We start from the raw sequence: 19,467 nt of genomic DNA on the forward strand, positions 1-19,467 counted from the left end.
CCCAGGCGCTTTCGAGTTGGTGGAGTGCAGTGTGCAGGGTGGGGTCGGTGATCGGCAGCACTTTTTGTGCGGCACCGACTCCCAGATCCTCTGCGACGCTTTCCCCCGTGAGCATGAAATCAGACTAAACCCACCCACCGACAAGTTCGCGAAAGAGCGTTTGAATGAAAACGATTGTCCGACAATGTCAATGGTCAAGCATTCAACCTCAGTGCGTGAGCCACACTTTGACGACTGTGATGGCTGTGGCAAGGGCTGCGGCACCGATGCCTGACGCAATTGTTCGCCACGACACGGTGCTGGATTGCAGGCGTTCCACCACAAGGCCGAGCACTGCGATCCTGAAGATGATGACTCCTGCGGCGCACAATTGAGCTCCAGGTGGATCGAACAGTGCAATGACCTCGAACGACCCCAGGAGAAGGATGGCGAACGGCACGGTGCCGGAGTTTATGATCGGTTGAGCGTCGCGCAACAGGTCGCGAAAGTGGGCCGGTGATTCCGGACCCGTCGTTTCGCCCTCGCGCCGGGAAATAACGCCGTGCGACAGCCACTCCGCGAAGATGTGTGCCGCGAACGTGGACAGAGTGGTACCCAAAACCAGCCACGCTGCCAACCGTTCCTCGACCGCGGACGAGTCGGAGACGACCACCACCGACAGAACCAGGATGTTGCCGTATGCGAACGCGGCGACTCGACGGGCTGCCCGCTCGGGAGGCAGGAGTCTGCCGCTGCGGCGTCGGGTGAGGGCGCTGAGCCACCCTGGATTCTTCATGGGTCGACGGGTGCGGCGGTGTGTTGGGGCTCGACGAGAGAGGCGTTCATATCCCTCCATCCTGCCGACATGCCGATTCCTCCGAATCTCATTGTCGGCGAGTTCGGGGCTGAATGTCGTCACCCGACGCGGATGAAGCGGCGGCGTCATCCGCTGGTTTCTCACCCGCCGGTCGTCGAACCGGGCCGCAGGATCATCAGTGTCACCACCACGACCCAGAGCAACGAGAAGATCCCGCTCGTCATCGCGAGGGCGCTCACGCTCGTGGGTCGCTCGGTCGTAATCGGCTCGGGTGCGCCGGTGAGGCCTGCCATCACCTCGGACTGGCCGGGGACGACGACGAGGGCCAGCAATCCTCCCGCAATCAGGGTCAGCACGATCGATGCAACCACCCAACTGTCGGTCAACACGCCCATGCCCCACGCGGTGACGAGGCCGAGCACCGGCACGAGTATCGACACGGCACCGTACTTTCGGGTAATCCGCTCGAGCAGGGCGGCGACAGACGTGGCGCCGCCGTCGGGGTCCCGTGCTGCCGCTCGGGCGTAGCGCGGGAAGAGGCTGGCCGAGACGGTGACCGGCCCGATCAACAGAATCGCCGCGATTACGTGCAGAATCAGAAAGAACTTGTTCACATGCACCACTACCTTCAGTCTGGCTTACAGTTTGACTGAAGGTAGCACGCAACGGAAGGCGGGCAATGGCCCCGGAGAAGGCCGATGGACCGCCGAAGGGCGCACCGCTGCCGTTGGTACTGCTCGGGCTCGGCCGCATCGTCGAACGTGAGCTCGGGGCACGACTCGACTCGCTGGGATTGACAATGCGCTCGTTCGGCATCCTCGGGCACTTGAGCGGCGTGGATTCGTTGTCCTACAGCGACCTGGCTCGGCGTGCCGACATCACGGTTCAGTCGATGCACACGGCGGTCAAGAAGATGATCGCCGACGATCTCGTGCGCGGGACCGGGTCTGCCGGACGGTCTGCGCATCTCTCGATCACCGACGGTGGCAGGGAACGTCTACACAAGGCTCGACGCGTCATGGGCGCGTACGAAACCGAGCTCCTCGCCGGCGGCGACGGCGAGAATGCTCGCAGCGCGCTGAACGCGTTGATGGCTACCGCCTGGCGCGTCAGTGCACCGGGAGACTCACTGCCGCCCTCGTTGTGACTACCGGTGACGCGACCGGTCGACGGTGCGGCTCACTCCGCGGTGCGGTACAGCCGCCAGAACCAGAACGCGCCCGCGGCGACGAGTAGCCCTCCGGATCCGAGTGCGCCGACGACGAGCAACGTGGCTCCGATGCCGATGAGCACAACTATGCCCGCGAGCTGGAGTCCGTCGCGCCAATCCATAGGCCTGCGAGGATACGGCGTATCGGTGAACAACCCGTGTGCCTCGGCGCTTCGACGTTCACAGGTGCAGCGAGCGTGCTTTCTGCTCGGCGGTGGCCGCGGCATTCTGTTCCCTCGCGAACAGTAAGCCGTATGTGAAGCCGTTCTCCCCCGACCGGGCACCCGCGGCGCGGCCGAGTCGTTGTAGGAACGTAGCTGCGACCAGGCTGTCCTGGTGCTCGCCCAGCACCTCTTGCGCTTCCTTGAATCGGGAGATCGCTTTCTTCGAACGCTTCGATCCGACGACCGGTTCGATCAATTCGGCGGCATAGCGGGCGCGCTTGCATGCCTTGCGCGCACTGTGCAGCGCTTCGTCGTCATCGGTGTGCGTCGACGCGTCGGACAGTCGCCGACGGGCTTTGGTCGCGGCTTTCTTCGCGAGTTCGACCACCCGCTTCTTCTTCACCGAGCGTCCCCGACGAGAAATCTCGTTCACGGTATCGAGGAGGGCCGCGTACCGGTCGCCGGCCAGCACGACGTCCACATTGGCGCGATAGACGCGTTGTTCCGCTCCGAGAGTTGCATCGATGTTGGCGCCCACCGGACCGATCACCCATTCGGTGGGCAACTCGGCCACGGCGCGCGCGAACCTTTCACGCTGCACCTCGTGATCCCTGACGTGCCCCAGAATGCCTGCGTACCAAAATAATTCCTTGTCGAGGCGGGCAGCAAACTCCGGGTCGAATGCATCGCGAAAGACGCGCACGGTGCTGCGAAGCCGACGAATGGCCACACGCGTGGGATGGATGGGGTCCTCGCCCCGCCGGAGCGCCGCGTCGCCGTCACGGATCGCGGAGATCTGGGCGTCGATGTACATCGACAGTGCGGGCGGGAGGGCGCCGCCGACGGACGAGGTACCGGGAGGTTCGCTCGTTGCTGTCGGTGTGCTCATCGGCGACGTGTGCCCCACGACACGTCGAACGAAACATGGTCTGCTGGCATGGTGTTGTCCATGCGCCCGTTCGATCGCGTCCTGCATCCGGCTTCGGTGCACGGCATTGTGGGGCTGCAGAGGCGGTTGCTGCGGCAATTTCTCGTACTGACCACGGCCCTCTACGGGGTGGGAGTGGTGGCGTCGATTCTCCCGCACGGCGACAGAGTTACCGCGGACGTCACCGGGGGAGTCGTTGCGGTGTGCCTGGGCGTCGCCGGGGTAGTGGTGCTGTGGCTTCGGCCTCGCACACCGGCGGGTCACCGCGGAGCCCTCGCGGCGGCAATGCTGGCGACGCCCGCTGTGATGGCCTTCCACGTGCTCACCGCCGCGCAGTTCCCATGCTTGGTCGCGGCGATGTTCCTGGCGATGTACGTCCGCGCCTTTCATCCGGATGGATCTGCCCGAATACTTGTCGCAGTGCTGGTGGCACTGGTCGTTGTTGCCGTGTGGCGGGCACCCGCACCCGTCTACCCCATCACCTATCTCGTGTTTTCGGCCGCCATCGTCGGTGCTGCCGAAGCATTCGGCGCGGTGACGAAGGCGCTGATTGCGGCCTCCTGCACCGACGCACTGACCGGTGTCCTCAACCGAGCCGGTTGGGAGATCGCCACCGCAGACGCCGTCACCACACTGTCGGTCGGCCGCGAAGGGGCAGGCCCGGTCACGGTCGTCATCGTCGACGTCGACGATTTCAAGATCGTCAACGACACGGACGGTCACCGCGCGGGAGACGAGTTGCTGGTCGGTCTGGCCAGGTCCTGGTCACGGTCTGCCCCGCGGGGAGCGGTGATCGCGCGCTTGGGCGGCGACGAGTTCGCCGCACTACTGGCCGGGCACTCCGCCGAAATCGTCGACGACTTTGTTCGCGCAACGGTCGATGCACTGCCTTACGCCAGTGTCGGCGTCGCCTCGTCCTCGGACGCCGACGAATCGATCCCAGACGTTCTGGCACGCGCCGACGAGGATCTGTATCGAACCAAGCGCAGCCGCAAGTAAGCGAACGATCAGTCTGCGGACCAGGTGCCGTGTAGCCCGGCTGGTACTCGAATGGGTAGATCGATCGTCGCGATCGGGCCGTCGGCCGGATCGGCTGCGTCGAGTAGATAGAACCGCGAGCGCATGTCGGACGGGTCGGTGCCGATCGCACCCCAGTAGTCGTTGCGCTCGCCGGGAATGTGGATGGGTTCGCCGATGGCGACGCCGGGGGTGAAGCAGCTGTCCGCCCCTGTACTGCAGTCGTGGAACCACAGGCTGTCGAGCTCGTCGTGGTCGCCGCCGGCTTTGCCGACGGTGGCGATGTGACGGTGTTCGCGGGTGAGCACGCGGTCGTCGATGCGCGGGAATTCGAGGCCGGGTCGGTCGCTGATCCGGTCGCGATTGATCGAGCCGCTGGCCGGGTCGCAGGTCGCGCGGGCGAGTCCGGGGGCGGGAGACCCATCGACGGGCTGCGCGAAACCGAGTGGAATGGCGTGTTCGACGTAGTCGACGGTCACTGTCCCGTCGGGGTTGTCGAAGGCGTTGGCGAAGTGCCACACCCAGAACGGGTCGGTGTCGATCCATCGAACTGCGCTGCCGTCGCGCGGAATCAAGGCAATTCGCGTTCCTCTGTCGGGTTGCCACGACAGCATCGAGCCGCGCCGCATCATTGCCTCGATGTCGAAGACCAGGGGATTGGCGAAGAGCACCACGTACTTCTGAGTCAAGGCCATGTCGTGAATCATGATCGGTACGTCGAGTCCGTCGACGGGGGTCGGTGTGCGGGAGGTATTTCCGTCGGCGCCGACGACGGACCAGGTGAGGTACGGCGATTCGAGCGAGTAGTTGAAGAGCACCAACTCGCCGGTACGTGGGTCGATCTTCGGGTGCGCCGTGCTGCCGACGAGCATGGCTCCGCCGCAATCCTCGGTGCCGAGCGTCGCGAGAGACTCCCGGTCGAGGCGATACGGCTTGTCCGACTCGGCCATGGCCATGAGCCTGCCCGCGTGCTGGACGATGTTGATGTCGGGCAGCTGTCGTGGGGTGTTGGCGAGCTCTGAGCCGACGACCTCGACCGGCGGTGTGTACCCGTCGAGCAGGCCCGACCAGACGGCCTCGCCACGCCGCTCCTCGAGCTCCACCATCGGCGTCCGGACGAATCGATTGCTGTACGAGGCGCATCCACCGGCGAAGGTGATGCGGTGAACCATTCCGTCGCCGTCCAGTGGGTACTTGAACGACCCGATCGGGTCGAAGCGCGGGTTGGGTCCGTTGCGCAGGTAAGTGCCGTGCACGTCGTCGGGGATTTCACCGGCCACGGGTAGGTCGGCGACGTCGACTTCCTCTCGCTGCGGCGCGAACACACCGCTCAGGTGCGCATGATGGACGACGTCGACCGGTGGTGGTGGACGCGGATCAGCGATGACGGTCATGATTTCCCTCCCGCAGTTCTCTCGTGTGCACGCGACTCCGTTCTCATTGTGATTCTGTTGCCCCAGGCGCGGCTCACCCTCCGCGAGTGAAAACGAAACGCGTCCGCCCCACCCGAAGATTTCGGGTGGGGCGGACGCGGACGTACCGTTCGGAAGGCGGATGTCAGCCGACGTGCACCGGGATGTCACTGGTGGGCAGGTCGTCCTTCTTCGCGCGGACGAGGAACACCACGACCGGGCAGACGAGCGCGACGAGAATGGCCGCCGTGCCGAAGGCCCAGGCGTAGCCGGACACCTCGGCGGAGAAAGCGTGATCGATGGTGGCCGTCACGAAATCACGGACCGGTTCGGGCAGTGACGCCAGAAGCTCGTCGGACGGAACTTCCTGCGAGGCAAGCGCTTCGGCCGGTACTCCGGCCGGAGGCGTCGGCGCAGGATTGTCGGCGAGGTACGAGGACTTGCTCGAGGTGTAGACGGTGGTGAACACCGCGGCGCCGATGGCCCCGCCGACCTGCAGCGTCGCGTTGATCAATGCGCTGGCTGCGCCGGCATCGTGATCACGGACGCCGATGAGCGCCACGTTCTGCATGGGGACCATGAGAAGACCCAGACCCAGGCCGAGGAGTACGACGCCGGGCAGGACGTGCGTCCAGTACGAGGTGTCGACGCCGATCTGGGTGAGCAGCAGCAGGCCGAGAGCCGACACGACGGGTCCGACGGCCATCAACGGCTTGGGTCCGATCCGAGGTACCAGTGCCGATGCGATGGCTGCGGTGATCATGATTCCCGCGGTCATCGGCAGCGATGCGACACCGGCAATCACGGGGCTCATTTCGAGCACGATCTGGAAGTAGAACGTCAAGTACAACGTTCCGCCGAGGAGTGCAGCGCCGATGACAGCGGAGCCGATGTAGGCGGCGCCGCGATCTCGATCGAGCAGAACGCTCAGCGGCAGAAGTGGATGGTCCGACTTCGCTTCGACGACGACGAACGCAGCGATGAGCAAAAGGCCGACGACGATGAAAGAAATCGTCGGCACAGTGGCCCATCCGTTTTCGGCCTCCGTGAAGCCGTAGACCAACGAGGCCAGACCGAGGGCGACGAGTACTGCCCCGGGCAGGTCGTAGCGGGTGTTTCCGTGCGCTTTGCTCTCGTTGACGAAGGGGAGTGCGGCGGCGATGGCGAAGATCGCGACGGGAATGTTGACCAGCAAGCACCAACGCCAGTTCGCGTACTCGGTGAGAACGCCGCCGAGCAGCAGGCCTACGGCAGCGCCGCCGCCTGCGATGGCGCCGAAGACGCCGAACGCCTTGGCGCGTTCCTTGGTGTCGGTGAAGGTGACGGTGAGGATGGCGAGCGCTGCCGGTGCCAGCAGAGCGGCGAACACTCCCTGGCCTGCTCGAGCGACGAACAGCTGCCAGCCTTCCTGTGCCAATCCGCCCACGGCCGAGGCCACGGCGAACCCGGCCATACCGACGATGAACGACCGCTTGCGGCCCCAGAAGTCCGCGATGCGTCCGCCGAGCAACAGAAGTGCTCCGAACGCCAGTGCGTACGCGGTGATGACCCAGGTGCGCGCCCCGTCGCTGATGCCGAGATCCTGCTGCGCCTGCGGCAGCGCGATGTTGACGATCGTGCCGTCCAGCACGATCGTGAGCTGGGTGATGGCCACGATGCAGAGCACCAGCCATCGACGCTCGTAGTTCGGGTTCGCGGCGAGCGCGCTGCCCTGGGCCTGATGGTCCATCTTGTGTTTCCCCACTCGTCTTCGTTGTTCGTCGCGGGCACGCAAAGGCCCCAGAAAAACCTAGGTCGACCGACGACCATAGTCAAACGAACTAGTTGGTTGGACCGGGTATCCTTGGTCACATGAAAGCCGACACAGGGGCGACGCGAGCTCGGATAGTCGCGGCAGCTCGCACAGAATTCGCTGCTCACGGCCTTGCAGGAGCGCGCGTCGACCGCATCTCCGCGAGCGCGAGTGCGAGCAAGGAACGGTTGTACGCCTACTTCGGCGACAAGGAGTCGCTGTTTCGTGCGGCTGTCGAGGACGGCTTCGACAGGTTTCAGGACACCGTTCCGTTCACCGTCGACAACCTCGGCCTCTTCGCTGCGCGGGCGTATCGACATCTTTGTTCGGAGCCGGAGGAACACCGAATACTGCTGTGGGCGCTGCTGCAGGGCGACCCGAACATGCATCACGGCGCCAAGATCGGCGCCATCGTTGCGGGCCATGCGGCAGCTGTAGCTCAGGCTCAGCGTGACGGCACGGTCGAGACGAGCATCCAGGCACAGGACCTGATGACACTCGTCTTCGGCATCGTCTCGTCGTGGATAACCACGCCCGGACAGAGCTTGCCTGCCGGGCCCGCCGAGATAGACCGCCGCTGCGAGGTCATCGAGGCGGCGGTTCGGCGGTTGTGCGCGGTCACCTGACTCGGCTCACGGATGAGCGCCCACCGCAGCACGCTCCGTGACCGGACACTGTGCCGTGCCGTCTGTCGTCGTCGCCAGGACGGCCATCTTCATCACCTCGACCGCATCGCCGGTGGCCGCAAAGACTCTGCGTTGCCGAGATGCGCCGTTGCCGTTGTGGGCGAGCCGCTGCAGAAGCGAAGCGACGTGGTCGAGGTCGCCCGTGTATGCGAGTGCGGGCCGAACGTGATGGACGAGCTGTTCGATAAGCAGCCGAGGGCGCACGGCACGACCCGTCATCGGATCCACGCCGTTCCCGTCCAGACCGTGCTTCCGCGCGCAGAAATATGCAGCTTCGAGGCGGGTCCGTTCCGGCTCGGGCGGATCGTCTCCGCGTTCGTGACTCCACTGCGCTGTCAGCACGAGCGCTCGGACCAGGGCAGCGAGTAGGGCGGTGTCGTCGGCGACGGCGGGAACATCGCTCACCCGAATCTCGACGGTGGGCTGATGGGAACTGGGCCGCACATCCCAGTAGAGGTTGGCCTCGTCCAGAATCGTCCTCGTCTGGAGCAACGTGCCGACGACCTCGTCGTAGTGGCTGACGGAACGAAGGAAAGGCGGCGGCCCCGCAGTGGGCCACCTGCCCCACAGCACCGACCGCCAACTCGCGAAACCGGTGTCGGCCCCTCCGTGAACCGCCGAATTGGCGGTCATGGCAAGCAAAGTCGGTAACCAGGGGCGCAGGTGGTTGCCTGCCGCGATCGCGGTCGCCTTGTCCGGCACCTCGACGTGCACGTGACACCCGCAGCTCGCGTCGTCGAATGCCAACGCGCCATAATTCGCTGCGAGCAGTCGATATCGCTCGGAATCGGTGATCGGCTCGTTGCCGCGATCCGGGACCGGTGTCGTCGGCAACCCCAGAGCTACGAGATCGACGCCCTGGGACACCGCGACCGCCGACAGGGTGCGCCGTGTGTCGATCACATGCTCGTGCACTGCCCGAACATCTTTCAACGGCGGTGCGTTCGTCTCTACCTGATAGAGGGTCAGCTCCCGTTCGGCCGCGATGCCCACCGACCGGGCAGCGGTAACGACGGCTTCGCTGCCCGCGGTGAGCAAGCGCGAATCGGTGTCGACGAGGAGGAACTCCTCCTCGACACCGATCGCAGGTGCTCGATCAGCGAGCAACGGTGTTCGACCGATCGCGTCCGAGAATCAAGGCCGCTCCGATCATCACGACGGCGAGTCCGAGATGAAGCCAGTTGTCGGCATTGTTGACGGGCACGAAGTTGGCCGCGCTGTCACGGTCGATGAAGAGCCCGTACAGCCAGAGCACCACATAGATGATGCCGCCGCCGAGCAAGTAGAGCCGTGCCGCAGGAGCAGTCCTGGCCATGGCGATGCCCGCGACACCGAAGAGCAGATGGACGATGTTGTGCAGAATCGACACCTCGAAGATGCCCAGGAGAAGGGCGCCCGAATGATGCCCGGCGAACGTCAGCATGTCGTAGTCGGTGGTGATGCCCGGAATGAACCCGAGAACCCCGACCAGCAGAAATACGGCGCCTACGGCGAGTGCCGCCCACTGGATGGGCGCACGCGCAACGGTTCGGCTGGTAGTCATGTCGAACTCCCCTCGTCAAAGGCGTACCCCGACCCCACGCCACCGGAGGCGGCGGCGTCGCAGCGATGGTTTCCCCACGAAAGCGGCTCGAAACACAGCTTTTGTCACGTATCGGGAACACTTTCGCCGGCACGAAGGACAGACCGAGCTGGTCGGAAGTGAAGTGCGCCGTGTGTCGCTCAGTGGCCGCCGGGGTCGGTGAGGTCGCGGCCTTCGAGATTGTTGACCCGCTTGCGTTCGAGCAGCACGATCGTGAGGCCGATGGCCATCAGCACGACGGAGGTGGCTGCACCCATCCACGCCCAGCCTTCGAATCCGTAGCCGGCGGCGGTAAGTGTCATGCCGAGCACGCCGAGCGCCCCGGCGATGCACACGTACCCCGGCCAGTTACGGCCATCTTCGATCGCCTCGCCTGCGTGGTCGCGGAACGTGCGCTCGTGGTCCTTGGTGTAATCGCCCTTGGTCGACGTTTCATCGGTGGGTGTGCTGTGAGTCGATCTTTCCTCGGTCATCGCCTGTCGCCCCTTCGTCGTCGCGGCTAGTGTGCGTGAAAGCCGGTCTGCTGGAAAGCCGTGTGCTCGAAAGCCGTGTGCGTGGATCCGTGTGCGTGGATCCGTGTGCGTAAATCCGACTTTTCGCTTGTGACAAAGGGCATTACCCAGGTCGGCTACGTCAAAACCGGGTCCGGGTTCTTCTGTCGTTCCAAAATCATCGCGATGACCCCGCCTGCGGTCAGCAGTTTCTCGTCCTGCTCGGTTTCTGCGGCAATGGGAGCCTCGAACGTGAGCTCGGTGCCGTCTAGGCGCAGCAGCGTCACCGTAGCCATCCGCTCTCGAACACGGTCGCCGTCCGCCTCCACGTGCACGCGGTCCCCAGGCTCGAGGCCGGCCACAGTGTCGGCGACGTCGTCCGGAACGAGCAGCGGCAGCACTCCGACGCCGATCAGATTGGTGCGGTGGATGCGTTCGAAGCTGCGGGCGAGGACGGCCCGAACACCGAGTAGCCGAACCACTTTCGCGGCCCAGTCACGTGAGGAACCCATTCCGTAACGGTCGCCCGCGATCAGGACGACGGATTCGCCGGTGTCGGCGTAACGCCGGGCCGCTTCGGTCAACGGAACGACGGCGCCGCTGGGGCCGTGCACGGTGTGCGCGACGGGTGCCGACGGGGCGAGGTGGTTACGCACGTTGCGGTTGTGGAAGGCACCCCGCAGCATCAATTCCCAGTTGCCTCGGCGGGAGGCGAAGACGTTGAGGTCGTCGCGTGGCACCCCGCGCTCGACCAGATAGTCGGCGGCTGCGCTGTCTTTCGGGATGGCGCCGGCCGGTGAAATGTGGTCTGTGGTGATGTCGTCGCCCAGAACCATCAGGGGATGCGCGGTGTAGTCGCCGAGCACGCTGCGAGCGAACTCGGGCTCGGCGAACGGGGACGGTCGCAGGGCCGTCGACGCCGAGTCCCAGGGGAATTGGGGACCGGTGGGTGCCTCGATGGCGTCCCACAGCGGATTCGACGACGCGGCGGCGAAATCGTCGACGACGTCGTCCGGGTTGCGAGCAGCGGCGAGGACGCGGTCGATCTCGTCGGTGCCGGGCCATAAATCGCCGAGTCGCACGGGGTTGCCGTCGACGTCGTGTCCGAGTGGTTCGGTGGACAGGTCGATCGCGGCGTCTCCTGCCAGCGCATAGGCGATGACCAGCGGCGGAGACAGCAACAGACCGAGCTCGAGGTCGGGGTGCACGCGGCCGGGAAAGTTGCGGTTGCCGGACAGCACCGCCACCGGCATGCGTGTGCCGGTGGCGATCGCGGATGCTGTTGCGGGCAGCAGGGCACCGGAGTTGCCGATGCAGGTGGCGCAGCCGTAGCCGACGATGTCGAAGCCGACCGCGGAGAGGTCGTCGAGCAGATCTGCGCGGCGCAGCAGGCTCGCCGCGGAGGGTGAGCCCGGTGCCAACGACGTCTTCACCCAGGGGGGAACGCTCATCCCGCGGGTGCGCGCCTTGCGAGCGAGGAGCCCCGCCGCGACGAGCAACTGCGGGTCGGAGGTATTGGTGCAGCTGGTGATGGACGCAATGGCAATCGGAAACTGGGGGAGAGAACCTGGAATCGCGTCTACCTGCGGTGCCGCTTCGGCTCGAATCACCCGGGCAGCGTCGGACAGCGGACGCAGGTCCTGGGGCCGCCGCGGCCCCGCGACCGAGGTCTCGATCTGCGCAAGGTCGACGGTGATTTCCCGCGTGTATTCCGGATTCGCCTCCGGGTCGAACCACAGCCCGGATCGCCGCATCGCGGACTCGACGAGGCGGCAGTGCTGCAGGGTTCGGCCGGTGTCGGCGAGGTAGCGCAGTACCTGCTCGTCGACGGGGAAGAAGCCGGTGGTGGCCCCGTATTCGGGTGCCATGTTGGCGACAACCGAACGAGTGCCGACGCTCAGGCTCGACACGCCTGGACCGAAGAACTCGACGAACTCGCCCGTGACGCCGATGTCGCGCAGGCGGTGCGTCACGGTCAGGGCCAGGTCGGTGCCGAGCACGCCGGGACGCAGCGCGCCGATCAGCTTCACACCGACGACATCCGGGATGCGGAGCGTGGTGGGCAGCCCGAACATGACCGACTGCGCTTCGAGACCGCCGACACCCCAGGCCAATACGCCGAGACCGTTGATCATCGGGGTATGACTGTCGGTGCCGAGCATCATGTCGGGAACCGCCCAATTTCGACCGTCGCGGTGTTCGACGGTGACGACGGTCGCGAGCTGCTCGAGGTTGATGGTGTGCATGATGCCGGTGCCGGGGCGGTTGATGTGCACCGTCTCCATCGCACCGGCCGCCCAGGCGAGGAATCGATAGCGCTCGGTGTTGCGACGCATGTCGTGACCGAGGTTCACCGTCGCGGCATCCCGCTGGGCGTATGCCTCGACGGCGAGCGAGTGGTCGACCGAAACCTCGACGGGTAGAACGGGATTCAGTTCGGTCGGGTCGCCGCCCAGCGCTGCTACCACGTCGCGCATCGCTGCGACGTCGACCAGTGCGGGTGTGCTCGTGGTGTCGTGCATCATCAGCCGACCCGGCATGAACGGGATCTCGGCGGAACTCGTGTGCGTGTCGGTCCACGAGATCAGATCCGCGATTGCACGTGCCTGCACCGCAGGCGGGGCCGTCCGCAGCACGTTCTCGGCGAGCAGTCGGAGCACCACGGGCCACCGGCGGTGAACGGACGAGCCGGCGGCTGCTTCGACGTCGACGAAGTTCAGTGTGCGGCCCTCGTCGTCGACGAACGTGGCAATGGGAAGATCCATACGAAGGACTCTAGGTTATAACCTATAAGCTGCAAAGCCGGTGCTACGATCGGCGCTGTGCGTGGACCGGTCGGTGTGCGCAGGGACAGGAGGGCCGGCACGTGGGTTTTCCCGACGCGACGTTCACGAAGAACGACTACGTGTACGCACAATTGCGCACTCGCATTCTCACCGGTGAACTCGCCGCAGGCTCCGTTGTCGGCCAGGCGAAACTGGCGTCCGATCTCGGGGTGAGCACCACCCCGCTGCGTGAGGCGATCCGCAGGTTGGCGGCCGAGGGAATGATCGACCTCGAGGCTCACCGCGATGCGCGGGTCACCGCGGTCTCGGCCGAGGAAGCACGTCATCTCTATCAGGTACGCGAGAGTCTCGACCCTCTCGCGACGTCGCTCGCAGCGCAGAACCGCACGAGCGCGGATATCTCGGCCATGGAGTTCGCCCTCAGTCGGCTCGAGCCGATCACCGACGCAGGCGATCTCGACGCGCTGCTGCGTCATCGCGAATTCCACCGTGCCGTCTATCGATCGTCGGGCAATCCGGTGCTGATCGACATACTGGAACGGCTGTGGGACAAAGCAGACCGGTACCGGCTCATCGGTCTTCGGCACGGCGGCGACACGGAGCGCGACCATGCCAGGGTCGACGCGGAGCACACGGCAATCTACGAGGCCGTGGCCGCCGGCGAGGCGGACGAAGCGGCCCTGCGGATGACCGAGCACATCCGCCGAAGTCTCGGTCGCCGCGCCATCGTGGCGCTGGAGGAATCCTCCGTCGACACAGTGTGACCCCGGTACGCGCGAACTCGCATTGTGTTGCACCTCACTCTGTATAGGTTATAGTCTGCAACGACGAATACCGGACGGTGTTCATCTCGCAGAGCGATTGAGGTGTGCTCGTTTGAACTCCCCGAACAATCCCGACCCTCTCCCCGACAGCGAAGTCGATGTTGCCGACGAGCCCGGAGCATCCCAGGCGGGCCGGAAAACACCACCGATGGTGCGCCGAGCACTCGTCGGCGTCGCTTTGGTGGCTGCGGCTGCAATCGTTGCCGTCGGAATAGGCGACGCGGCGTCGAGTGGGGGCGGTGCCGACGCGCGGGCCCAGCTCACCCTTATCGCACCCGCCGCGGCAGGCGGTGGATGGGACGGCGCCGCACGCGAGGCGCAGCAGGCTCTGCGTTCGCAGGGTATCGTCAACAACACCAACGTCGTCAACATCCCGGGTGCAGGCGGCACGATCGGCCTCAGCCAGTTCACCGGTATGACAGGCGAATCCGCGACGATGATGGTCATGGGCATCACCATGCTGGGCGCCATCAACATCAACGGATCCGACGTCGACCTCGGTGATGTCACACCGATCGCGCGTATCACCGACGACTACGACGTCGTCGTAGTGCCGGCCGACTCGCCCATTCAGACCCTCGACGACCTCATGGTCGAGTGGCGTGCAGACCCCGAGCGCTTCGTCTTCGGCGGCGGATCACTCGGCAGTGTCGACCAGATGATCATCAGCCGGATGGCAGCCGAGAACGAGATCGACCCAGCCATCGTCAATTACATCGCCTACTCGGGCGGCGGTGAGCTCGCGACGTCGCTGCTGTCCGGCACCATCAAGGCGTCCGTCAGTGGGTTCACGGACTTCGAAGACCAGATCGAGGCCGGCAATCTGCGTGCGCTCGCGGTCTCGGCCCCCGAGCGCGTCGACAGCATCGACGTACCGACGCTGAACGAACTCGGCTACGACGTCGCTCTGACCAACTGGCGCGGAATCGTCGCGCCTCCCGGAATCACGGAAGACGAGCGCGCCGAACTCGAGGCAATCGTCACCGAGATGGTCGAAACGCCGGAATGGCAGGACGCTCTCGAACGCAACAGTTGGACCGACACGTTCATGGTCGGCGACGAATTCGCGGAATATGTCACCAGCGAAACAGAATTCGTCAACGGAATCTGGGACGACCTCGGCTACTGACGCCGACACCACACTTCTCTCATCTTTCTCGAAAGGACCATCGTGAGCGTTCTCGTCGCGTACTCGAGCTCGCCGGAAGGCCGGGCCGCGCTGCGGCACGGGCACCGTGTTGCTCGGCTGGAACAGATTCCCCTCGTCGCATTCGATCTCGACACCTTCGCCGGGAAGGACGATCACACGATCGCCGCACCGGTGGTGGATTCCGAGTACGAGGGCGACCCCGTCCAGTGGATCGGGCGCAGGCGCGACGACCCCGATGCCGCCGACGAACTTCTCGACACCTCCGAGGAGATTGGCGCCAAGGTCATCGTGGTCGGTATCCGTCGCCGCTCCGCGGTGGGCAAACTGCTGCTCGGCTCCAACGCACAACGCATCCTGCTGGGCGCCGACATTCCGGTCCTCGCGGTGAAGGCAGACCAACATGAGCACTGACTCGGCCAGCACTGACTCGGCACGCATGGATACAACCCAGCGGCAGGACATCAAACGGGGCCGGAGCGGTCTTGTTCTCGCCGCCCTGATCTTCGCCCTGGCTGTCTACCTGACGTACGGCATCCTGACGATGGAGAATCCCGGAAGCGCTGCGACGCCGGGGCCCGCGTTCTTTCCGACGATCCTCGCGATCTTCGCCTACGTTCTGGCCATCGTCCTGACCATCCAGATGCTGCGTGCCCCCGAAGAACCCGATCCGGAAATCATTCAACCGGAGGGTGCTCCGTATCGGATGCAGAGTGATTGGAAGTCCCTGGGCCTGACCCTGGCGGCGTTCCTCCTGTTCATTGTTCTACTGGTTCCGGTCGGCTGGATCGTATCGGCAGCAGTGCTGTTCTGGTTGGTCGCCCGCGCAATGGGTAGCGCAAGGCCGGCAATGGATATCGCTGTAGCGCTTGTGTTCTCGTGCGCCGTGCAGGCGTTCTTCTCGGCGGGGCTCGGGCTCAACCTGCCCGCGGGCATTCTGGGAGGACTGCTGTAATGGAGAGCCTCGAACTGTTGATGGGTGGGTTTGCTCAGGCGCTCACCCCCATGAATCTGCTGTGGGTGTTCGTCGGGGCGTTCCTCGGCACCGCCGTCGGTGTGCTTCCGGGCCTCGGCTCGGCCATGGCCGTCGCGCTGCTGCTGCCCGTCACGTTCTCGCTCGACCCGACCGGCGCGTTCATCATGTTCGCGGGTGTCTACTTCGGTGGTCTTTTCGGAGACTCGACGATGGGCATCCTGATGAACACACCGGGTGGATCAACGGCCATCGCAACATCTTTCGAAGGCCATCGGATGGCCAAGCGCGGACGAGCGCCGCAGGCGTTGGCCACCGCGGCAATCGGCGCGTTCATCGGCGGGCTCATCGCGACGACCGTCGTGGTGTTCTTTGCTCCGAAGCTCGCGGATCTGGCCATCAATTTCGGACCCGCCGAGTATTTTGCGCTTGCGATCTTCGCGTTCATGGCGGTGTCGTCGGTGGTGTCGGAGTCGGTGGTGAAAGGCCTTGCCGCCCTTCTCCTGGGGCTTGCCTTCGCTGTCGTCGGCATAGACGGAATCTCGGGTACGCAGCGCTTCACCTCCGGCGTTCCGGAACTGTTCGACGGAGTCAGCATCATCGTGATCACCGTCGGCATGCTCGCGCTCGGTGAGGTCTTCTATGTCGCGTCGCGCATTCATCGAACTGTCGCACCCGACGCCGAGATGATGACCGGTCGCCCGTTCCTATCCCGCAAAGAATTCAAGGAAGCCGCCCCGGCATGGCTCCGCGGCACCGGTTTCGGCGTTCCGTTCGGCGTCATTCCCGTCGGCGGCGCCGAAGTGCCGACGTTCATGGCCTACAGCGCGGAACGTCGTCTCGACCGAGGTCGGAAAGATCCGCAGTTCGGCAAGGGCGCCATCCGCGGCGTCGCAGCCCCCGAAGCGGCAGGCAACGCCACTTCCGGAACCGCCATGGGGGCGCTGCTCGCCATGGGTCTGCCGACATCGGCTACCGCTGCCATCATGCTGGCGGCCTTCCAGCAGTACGGACTGCAGCCGGGACCGCTTCTCTTCGAGCGCAACTCCGAACTCGTCTGGGCGCTGCTCGCGAGCTTGTTCGTCGGACTGGTCATGCTGTTGATCCTCAATTTGCCGTTCGCGCCCATCTGGGCGAAGCTGCTTCTGATTCCGCGTCCGTACCTCTACGCGGGCATCACCGTGTTCTGTGCGCTCGGCGTCTACGCCACCTCAGCGGCCGTGACGGATTTGCTGCTGGTCCTGGGAATCGGCTTCGTCGGATTTCTGATGCGACGCTACGGTTTTCCGCTAGCGCCGGTCATGATCGGCGTCGTCCTGGGGCCGTTGGCCGAGACCAGTCTCCGCAACGCGATGATGTCCAGCGGCGGCGACGCGTCGGTACTCGTCGGCAGCCCCATCACTTGGACCCTGTACGGCGTGCTGATTCTGGTACTGCTGTACACGGCAGTGAACAAGGTGCGTAGCCGTACCAGAGTGGATACCTAGGAGCACAGATGCACAGCGATTCGAGCCCGGCAACGCACCCCGCCAAGGTGGTCGTCGTGACCGGAGCCGGATCGGGGTTGGGTCGCGCGATGGCGATCGGACTGTTGAATGCCGGTCACCACGTGGTGCTGGCGGGCCGCAACGACAATTCGCTGACAGCCGCCGCTGCAGACCACGAACGTGCCACGGTGCACGCGACCGACGTCTCCTCCGAGGCGTCGGTCGTGTCGCTGTTCGCAGCCGTCGAAGCGCGGTTCGGCAGGCTCGACGTGCTCGTCAACAACGCGGGGACCTTCGGGCCGAAGGGAAGTATCGACGAAATCGACGCGGGCGCCTGGAGCGAGACGGTTGCCGTCAACCTCACCGGAGTGTTCCTGTGCACCCGCGAAGCAGTGCGAATAATGAAGGCGCAGAACCCTCGAGGCGGACGCATTGTCAACAACGGTTCGATCTCTGCGCACACGCCCCGTCCGGCGAGCGTGGCGTATACCGCGACCAAACACGGCGTCAGCGGACTCACCAAGTCCACGTCTCTCGACGGCCGTGACTTCGACATCTGCTGTAGCCAGATAGACATCGGCAACGCCGCAACGGACATGACGACGGGGTTTGCCACATCCTCGCGTCAAGCCGACGGATCGATGCTCGCCGAGCCCACGTTCGATCCGCGGCACGTCGCCGACCTGGTGGTGCAGCTGGTAGGCCTGCCCCTCGACGTCAACGTTCCAACGTTGACCGTCATGGCCAATCGCATGCCGTACGTCGGGCGGGGCTGATCCACTCTCGGTTGTCACCATTCTTGTACGTCGATTGATATTCGATAGATTGCACGCGATATTCAATGCATGAATATCAAGTATCGAGCGGTCGTGGCCGCGCTACGCGTCTTTCTGGTGGTGCTCTTCGCGGTACTGGTGCTGTTCCAGGTGATGTCGCTGCCCGGGCAGTTCGCGCACATGGCGCAGGAGTCCCCCGACATGGCATACCTCCGCTGGCCGCTGACCGTCATCTCGATCTTCTGGGTTCTGTGCATCCAGGCGGTCGTCGTCTCCACCTGGAATTTGCTGACGCTCGTGATGAAAAACCGGATATTCCATCGGGCTTCGCTGATCTGGGTCGACGTCATCCTGTGGGCGATCGCCGCGGCTTGGCTGGTGCTCGTCGGCGTCTTCCTGTACGTCGGATTCCGCGCCGACGACCCGGGCCTGCCGCTTCTGCTGTTCCTGATGGTCGTGATCATCGCCGTTGCCGCGCTGCTGATGGTGGTCATGCGTGCGCTGCTGCGTCAGGCCACCGATCTGCGGACCGACATGGACGCGGTGATCTGATGCCGATCGTCGTGCGAATCGATGTCGAACTGGCGAAGCGCAAGATGAGCGTCGGCGAATTCGCCGACAAGGTGGGCCTGACGCCGGCCAACATCGCCGTTCTCAAGAACGGCCGCGCCAAGGCCGTTCGCTTCAGCACCCTCGAAGCCATGTGCCGGGTGCTCGAATGCCAGCCCGGGGACCTGCTCGAGTGGGTTGACCATGAGTGAACAGCCGGCGCGAGCAACGAGCGTGACCGCGGTACTGGCCGCCGTACTCGTCGCAGCGGCCGGTGGCGCAGCGTTCGTCTACGGCGGGGCCGACGACTCACCGGGGCTGCAACTGATCGGCGTAATTCTCGTGGTCGGCGCGAACGCCGTGCCCGCTAGCTGGCGATGTTGACCATCCACGCGACACCGAACTTGTCGGTGAGCATGCCGAACGTGTCACCCCACGGCGCCTTGTCGAGACCCATCGTGTTGCGAGCATCGACGGCGAGCTTGCTCCAGTAGCCGGTGAGCTCGGCCTCGTCGTCGCCGCTGAGGGAGACCGAGATGTTCGTGCCGATGTCGAAGTCCATGCCGGGCGGGGTGTCCGCGCACATCAACGTCAGTCCGTTCGAGGCTGTGAGCTGGCCGTGCATGGTCTGCTCGGCGAGGCCGGGGTCGTCGCCCATCCCGTTCTCGCCGAACGTGCTGATCGTCAGCTCTCCGCCGAAGACGGACTGGTAGAACTCCAGCGCTGCCCGTGCCTCGCCGCGAAAACTGATGTAGGGGTTCAACAGTGTGCTCATGAGTGTTACTCCTCCATGCGATTGGGTGCTGCGTGTATCGACACGCGCTGCCGCGGAAACTCATCGCAACGT

The 19,467-nt window shown here is 64.9% G+C and carries 23 protein-coding genes; 12 read left to right on the plus strand and 11 right to left on the minus strand.

What is annotated here, in order from left to right; all coding sequences use genetic code 11:
• Window positions 1-208: 208 nt before the first annotated feature.
• Both WBQ44_RS14740 and WBQ44_RS14745 read right to left on the minus strand, forming a co-directional pair.
• Window positions 209-775 (minus strand): hypothetical protein, encoded by a 567-nt coding sequence (locus WBQ44_RS14740; protein WP_495567419.1) that lies wholly within the window; start codon window positions 773-775, stop codon window positions 209-211.
• Between the two features lie 161 nt (window positions 776-936).
• A complete protein-coding gene (locus WBQ44_RS14745; RefSeq protein WP_495567420.1) occupies window positions 937-1,410 on the minus strand; it encodes a DUF2269 family protein in 474 nt (157 codons plus the stop codon).
• A 65-nt stretch (window positions 1,411-1,475) separates the two neighbouring features.
• Here WBQ44_RS14745 and WBQ44_RS14750 point away from each other — a divergent pair, with 65 nt between their 5' ends.
• Entirely contained in the window at window positions 1,476-1,943 is a 468-nt protein-coding gene (locus WBQ44_RS14750) for a MarR family winged helix-turn-helix transcriptional regulator (protein ID WP_495567421.1), read from the plus strand.
• A gap of 32 nt (window positions 1,944-1,975) precedes the next feature.
• On the opposite strand, the gene WBQ44_RS14755 is transcribed toward WBQ44_RS14750, so the two are convergent.
• Window positions 1,976-2,128, minus strand: coding sequence for a hypothetical protein (locus WBQ44_RS14755; RefSeq protein ID WP_495567422.1), 153 nt, complete (start codon window positions 2,126-2,128; stop codon window positions 1,976-1,978).
• A gap of 58 nt (window positions 2,129-2,186) precedes the next feature.
• Window positions 2,187-3,059, minus strand: coding sequence for a CHAD domain-containing protein (locus WBQ44_RS14760; protein WP_495567423.1), 873 nt, complete (start codon window positions 3,057-3,059; stop codon window positions 2,187-2,189).
• Window positions 3,060-3,119: 60 nt separating this feature from the next.
• On the opposite strand from WBQ44_RS14760, the gene WBQ44_RS14765 reads away from it, so the two are divergent.
• Window positions 3,120-4,097: a GGDEF domain-containing protein gene (locus WBQ44_RS14765; protein WP_495567424.1), complete on the plus strand. Its 978-nt coding sequence runs from the start codon at window positions 3,120-3,122 to the stop codon at window positions 4,095-4,097.
• Window positions 4,098-4,105: 8 nt separating this feature from the next.
• Here WBQ44_RS14765 and WBQ44_RS14770 read toward each other — a convergent pair whose 3' ends face one another.
• Window positions 4,106-5,509 (minus strand): carotenoid oxygenase family protein, encoded by a 1,404-nt coding sequence (locus WBQ44_RS14770; protein WP_495567425.1) that lies wholly within the window; start codon window positions 5,507-5,509, stop codon window positions 4,106-4,108.
• Window positions 5,510-5,672: 163 nt separating this feature from the next.
• On the minus strand, window positions 5,673-7,271 hold the full coding sequence (locus WBQ44_RS14775) for an MFS transporter (protein ID WP_495567426.1): 1,599 nt from the start codon (window positions 7,269-7,271) through the stop codon (window positions 5,673-5,675).
• Between the two features lie 107 nt (window positions 7,272-7,378).
• Here WBQ44_RS14775 and WBQ44_RS14780 point away from each other — a divergent pair, with 107 nt between their 5' ends.
• Window positions 7,379-7,945: a TetR/AcrR family transcriptional regulator gene (locus WBQ44_RS14780; protein WP_495567427.1), complete on the plus strand. Its 567-nt coding sequence runs from the start codon at window positions 7,379-7,381 to the stop codon at window positions 7,943-7,945.
• A 6-nt stretch (window positions 7,946-7,951) separates the two neighbouring features.
• Here the strand turns inward: WBQ44_RS14780 and WBQ44_RS14785 are convergent, their stop codons facing one another.
• From WBQ44_RS14785 to acnA, 4 genes are all read right to left on the minus strand, one after another.
• On the minus strand, window positions 7,952-9,112 hold the full coding sequence (locus WBQ44_RS14785) for a carboxylate-amine ligase (protein ID WP_495567428.1): 1,161 nt from the start codon (window positions 9,110-9,112) through the stop codon (window positions 7,952-7,954).
• Window positions 9,102-9,548 carry a DUF4383 domain-containing protein gene (locus WBQ44_RS14790; RefSeq protein ID WP_495567429.1) on the minus strand — a complete coding sequence of 149 codons (447 nt, stop codon included), beginning with the start codon at window positions 9,546-9,548 and terminating at the stop codon, window positions 9,102-9,104. Before WBQ44_RS14790 ends, WBQ44_RS14785 begins: the two co-directional genes overlap by 11 nt.
• Before the next feature lie 179 nt (window positions 9,549-9,727).
• Window positions 9,728-10,060: a hypothetical protein gene (locus WBQ44_RS14795; protein ID WP_495567430.1), complete on the minus strand. Its 333-nt coding sequence runs from the start codon at window positions 10,058-10,060 to the stop codon at window positions 9,728-9,730.
• A gap of 155 nt (window positions 10,061-10,215) precedes the next feature.
• Window positions 10,216-12,843: an aconitate hydratase AcnA gene (gene acnA / locus WBQ44_RS14800; protein ID WP_495567431.1), complete on the minus strand. Its 2,628-nt coding sequence runs from the start codon at window positions 12,841-12,843 to the stop codon at window positions 10,216-10,218.
• Between the two features lie 101 nt (window positions 12,844-12,944).
• On the opposite strand from acnA, the gene WBQ44_RS14805 reads away from it, so the two are divergent.
• The 9 genes from WBQ44_RS14805 to WBQ44_RS14845 all read left to right on the plus strand — a co-directional run bounded on the left by WBQ44_RS14805 (window position 12,945) and on the right by WBQ44_RS14845 (window position 19,004).
• Window positions 12,945-13,628, plus strand: a complete 684-nt coding sequence (locus WBQ44_RS14805) for a GntR family transcriptional regulator (RefSeq protein ID WP_495567432.1) — start codon at window positions 12,945-12,947, stop codon at window positions 13,626-13,628.
• A gap of 208 nt (window positions 13,629-13,836) precedes the next feature.
• Window positions 13,837-14,817 (plus strand): Bug family tripartite tricarboxylate transporter substrate binding protein, encoded by a 981-nt coding sequence (locus tag WBQ44_RS14810; RefSeq protein ID WP_495567457.1) that lies wholly within the window; start codon window positions 13,837-13,839, stop codon window positions 14,815-14,817.
• Between the two features lie 42 nt (window positions 14,818-14,859).
• A complete protein-coding gene (locus WBQ44_RS14815; RefSeq protein WP_495567433.1) occupies window positions 14,860-15,249 on the plus strand; it encodes a universal stress protein in 390 nt (129 codons plus the stop codon).
• Window positions 15,250-15,274: 25 nt separating this feature from the next.
• Window positions 15,275-15,790: a tripartite tricarboxylate transporter TctB family protein gene (locus tag WBQ44_RS14820; RefSeq protein ID WP_495567434.1), complete on the plus strand. Its 516-nt coding sequence runs from the start codon at window positions 15,275-15,277 to the stop codon at window positions 15,788-15,790.
• Window positions 15,790-17,295 carry a tripartite tricarboxylate transporter permease gene (locus tag WBQ44_RS14825; protein WP_495567435.1) on the plus strand — a complete coding sequence of 502 codons (1,506 nt, stop codon included), beginning with the start codon at window positions 15,790-15,792 and terminating at the stop codon, window positions 17,293-17,295. Before WBQ44_RS14820 ends, WBQ44_RS14825 begins: the two co-directional genes overlap by 1 nt.
• Window positions 17,296-17,303: 8 nt before the next feature.
• Window positions 17,304-18,071, plus strand: coding sequence for an SDR family oxidoreductase (locus tag WBQ44_RS14830; protein WP_495567436.1), 768 nt, complete (start codon window positions 17,304-17,306; stop codon window positions 18,069-18,071).
• 69 nt (window positions 18,072-18,140) lie between these two features.
• On the plus strand, window positions 18,141-18,623 hold the full coding sequence (locus tag WBQ44_RS14835; protein ID WP_495567437.1) for a DUF2975 domain-containing protein: 483 nt from the start codon (window positions 18,141-18,143) through the stop codon (window positions 18,621-18,623).
• Complete coding sequence (locus tag WBQ44_RS14840; protein WP_495567438.1) at window positions 18,623-18,832, plus strand: helix-turn-helix domain-containing protein; 210 nt, start codon at window positions 18,623-18,625, stop codon at window positions 18,830-18,832. The genes WBQ44_RS14835 and WBQ44_RS14840 overlap by 1 nt, the downstream gene beginning before the upstream one ends.
• Window positions 18,825-19,004 carry a hypothetical protein gene (locus WBQ44_RS14845; RefSeq protein WP_495567439.1) on the plus strand — a complete coding sequence of 60 codons (180 nt, stop codon included), beginning with the start codon at window positions 18,825-18,827 and terminating at the stop codon, window positions 19,002-19,004. The genes WBQ44_RS14840 and WBQ44_RS14845 overlap by 8 nt, the downstream gene beginning before the upstream one ends.
• Here the strand turns inward: WBQ44_RS14845 and WBQ44_RS14850 are convergent.
• Window positions 18,988-19,395: a VOC family protein gene (locus tag WBQ44_RS14850; RefSeq protein ID WP_495567440.1), complete on the minus strand. Its 408-nt coding sequence runs from the start codon at window positions 19,393-19,395 to the stop codon at window positions 18,988-18,990. The two genes, WBQ44_RS14845 and WBQ44_RS14850, sit on opposite strands and share 17 nt — an antisense overlap.
• Window positions 19,396-19,467: the final 72 nt, after the last annotated feature.

Origin of the sequence: Rhodococcus sp. (in: high G+C Gram-positive bacteria), from assembly GCF_049591685.1 — a bacterium.
In the GTDB taxonomy this organism is placed as follows: Bacteria; Actinomycetota; Actinomycetes; order Mycobacteriales; family Mycobacteriaceae; genus Rhodococcoides.

What these genes read in the sequence shown, in the direction of transcription:
- WBQ44_RS14765 (WP_495567424.1), top strand. Translation starts at nt 3,120, where the DNA reads ATGCGCCCGTTCGATCGCGTCCTGCATCCGGCTTCGGTGCACGGCATT.
- WBQ44_RS14820 (WP_495567434.1), top strand. Translation starts at nt 15,275, where the DNA reads ATGGATACAACCCAGCGGCAGGACATCAAACGGGGCCGGAGCGGTCTT.
- WBQ44_RS14810 (WP_495567457.1), top strand. Translation starts at nt 13,837, where the DNA reads ATGGTGCGCCGAGCACTCGTCGGCGTCGCTTTGGTGGCTGCGGCTGCA.
- WBQ44_RS14780 (WP_495567427.1), top strand. Translation starts at nt 7,379, where the DNA reads ATGAAAGCCGACACAGGGGCGACGCGAGCTCGGATAGTCGCGGCAGCT.
- WBQ44_RS14755 (WP_495567422.1), bottom strand. Translation starts at nt 2,128, where the DNA reads ATGGATTGGCGCGACGGACTCCAGCTCGCGGGCATAGTTGTGCTCATC.
- WBQ44_RS14770 (WP_495567425.1), bottom strand. Translation starts at nt 5,509, where the DNA reads ATGACCGTCATCGCTGATCCGCGTCCACCACCACCGGTCGACGTCGTC.
- WBQ44_RS14825 (WP_495567435.1), top strand. Translation starts at nt 15,790, where the DNA reads ATGGAGAGCCTCGAACTGTTGATGGGTGGGTTTGCTCAGGCGCTCACC.
- WBQ44_RS14760 (WP_495567423.1), bottom strand. Translation starts at nt 3,059, where the DNA reads ATGAGCACACCGACAGCAACGAGCGAACCTCCCGGTACCTCGTCCGTC.
- WBQ44_RS14840 (WP_495567438.1), top strand. Translation starts at nt 18,623, where the DNA reads ATGCCGATCGTCGTGCGAATCGATGTCGAACTGGCGAAGCGCAAGATG.
- acnA (WP_495567431.1), bottom strand. Translation starts at nt 12,843, where the DNA reads ATGGATCTTCCCATTGCCACGTTCGTCGACGACGAGGGCCGCACACTG.
- WBQ44_RS14740 (WP_495567419.1), bottom strand. Translation starts at nt 775, where the DNA reads ATGAAGAATCCAGGGTGGCTCAGCGCCCTCACCCGACGCCGCAGCGGC.
- WBQ44_RS14850 (WP_495567440.1), bottom strand. Translation starts at nt 19,395, where the DNA reads ATGAGCACACTGTTGAACCCCTACATCAGTTTTCGCGGCGAGGCACGG.
- WBQ44_RS14750 (WP_495567421.1), top strand. Translation starts at nt 1,476, where the DNA reads ATGGCCCCGGAGAAGGCCGATGGACCGCCGAAGGGCGCACCGCTGCCG.
- WBQ44_RS14790 (WP_495567429.1), bottom strand. Translation starts at nt 9,548, where the DNA reads ATGACTACCAGCCGAACCGTTGCGCGTGCGCCCATCCAGTGGGCGGCA.
- WBQ44_RS14830 (WP_495567436.1), top strand. Translation starts at nt 17,304, where the DNA reads ATGCACAGCGATTCGAGCCCGGCAACGCACCCCGCCAAGGTGGTCGTC.
- WBQ44_RS14795 (WP_495567430.1), bottom strand. Translation starts at nt 10,060, where the DNA reads ATGACCGAGGAAAGATCGACTCACAGCACACCCACCGATGAAACGTCG.
- WBQ44_RS14835 (WP_495567437.1), top strand. Translation starts at nt 18,141, where the DNA reads ATGAATATCAAGTATCGAGCGGTCGTGGCCGCGCTACGCGTCTTTCTG.
- WBQ44_RS14845 (WP_495567439.1), top strand. Translation starts at nt 18,825, where the DNA reads ATGAGTGAACAGCCGGCGCGAGCAACGAGCGTGACCGCGGTACTGGCC.